Source organism: Amycolatopsis pithecellobii (assembly GCF_009707865.1).
Classification (GTDB): Bacteria; Actinomycetota; Actinomycetes; order Mycobacteriales; family Pseudonocardiaceae; genus Amycolatopsis_E; species Amycolatopsis_E pithecellobii.
The window spans coordinates 1-1,831 of record NZ_WMBA01000137.1 but is presented as its reverse complement, the minus strand read 5'-3'; the positions used below and the strand labels follow the sequence as shown (position 1 = coordinate 1,831).

1 protein-coding gene is annotated in these 1,831 nt (G+C 67.8%); it reads left to right on the top strand.

All coding sequences use genetic code 11. The features are described from left to right. Positions 1-1,781 (top strand): LamG-like jellyroll fold domain-containing protein (locus GKO32_RS37755; RefSeq protein WP_312869287.1); only part of this gene is annotated, 1,781 nt, incomplete at its 5' end. Between the last annotated feature and the right edge of the window lie 50 nt (positions 1,782-1,831).

The following is a 1,831-nucleotide window of genomic DNA, read 5'->3' as shown; positions in this document are numbered from 1 at the left end:
GGATCCGGCTGTCCAACACCGCCGCCGGACTCGCCTCACCCCCACAATCCACCGCCTCCACCACCACCATCGACGCCGCCACCCTCGCCGCACAAGCCGGCACCACCGGCACCGGCGCTGCCACCCTCACCAACCCCGCCGCGCTGACCTTCGGCGGCACCAGCAGCGTCACGCTGCCCGCCGGCGGTGAGATCCTCAGCGACCCGATCACCTTCCCCACCACCAGCGGGGGCAGCGGGAACCTCGTCGTCAGCCTCCACCTGCCGAGCGCCGTCACCCGCGCTCCCGTCCATACCGCGCCCGTCACCCCCACCTATCTCGCGACGGGTAACAACACCGCGGACACCAGCGGCAGCCCATACACCACGACACTGCCCGGCGACTACTACCTCACCGCCGTCGACGTCACCACCACCGACCCCACCACCGGCACCATCGCGATCCTCGGCGACCAGACCTCCGCCGCCGGCGCCTCCAGCGCCGGGCGCAGCGACCAGCAAACCTGGGTCGACCACCTCCCCGACGCCCTCGCCGGCAACCTGCCGGGCAGCGTCGTCAACGTCAGCCGCGCCGGCCAACCGGCCGATGACTGGTGGAAACTCGCCGACGGCACCGGCACCACCGCCGCCGACACCACCGGCACCCACCCCGGCACCGTCACCGGCGGCGTCACCTGGAACACCGCCTGGGCCGGCGACCTCGCCGGCAGCGCCGCCTTCGACGGCGCCGGCACCATCACCACCAACGGCGCCGCCGTCAACACCGCCCGCAGCTTCACCATCTCCGCCTGGGCCAAGATCACCAACACCAACACATCACAAACCGTGGTCGCCCAAGACGGCACCCAGACCAGCAGTTTCCGCCTGGAATACGACAAAACCAGCAACCGCTGGTCCTTCACCCGCGCCAGCGCCGACACCACCAACCCCACCCTCACCCGGGCGCTGTCCACCGCCGCACCCCAAACCGGAACCTGGACCCAGCTCACCGGGGTATTCGACGCCAGCAACGAAAACATGACCCTCTACATCAACAGCGCCGCCCAAAACACCGTCGCCACCACCACCTCACCCGACATCACCGGCAACCTCACCATCGGCCGTGGCAAAACCAACGGCACTCCCGCGGACTACCTCACCGGCTCCGTCTCCGACGTCCGCGTCTACCACAACACCCTCACCGACATCGACATCCCCCAGCTCTACGACTCCCCAGCCCCACAACAACCCATGCCCACCCCAGGAGCCCCCAGCGCCACCAACCTCGGCAACACCAGCAACACCGGCGGCCCACTCGTCTCCGCCAGCCCCGACACCACCCTCAACCAAACCCTGCTCGCCGAACCCAACCTCCGCACCGTCATCATCGCCGCCGGCACCAACGACATCCTCAACAACACCAGCAAAAGCCTGATCGAAACCAACCTCACGAACATCATGAAAACCGCAACCCCAGGCGGCTACGCACTCCACCGAGCGTTCCGCCCCGACGGCACACCCCAGCACGTCATCCTGACCACCATCCCGCCACTCGGACTGTCCACAACAGACCCCCGCGAAACCCTCCGCACCGCACTCGACAACGACATCCGAGCCAACTACACCCAATACGGCGCCGACGAAATCGTCGACCTCGACACCGCCGTCGCAGACACCACCAACCACAACCAAATCAACCCCGCCTACCTCACCGGCGGGCACCCCAACAACACCTACTACACCCAACTCGCCCAAACCCTCGCCGACGCCGTCGACACCTTCCCACCCACAGCCACCCTCTGACCCCACGGAGTTCGCGCGTCATGAGTCCGGGCGGCGAGTACGACCTTGAA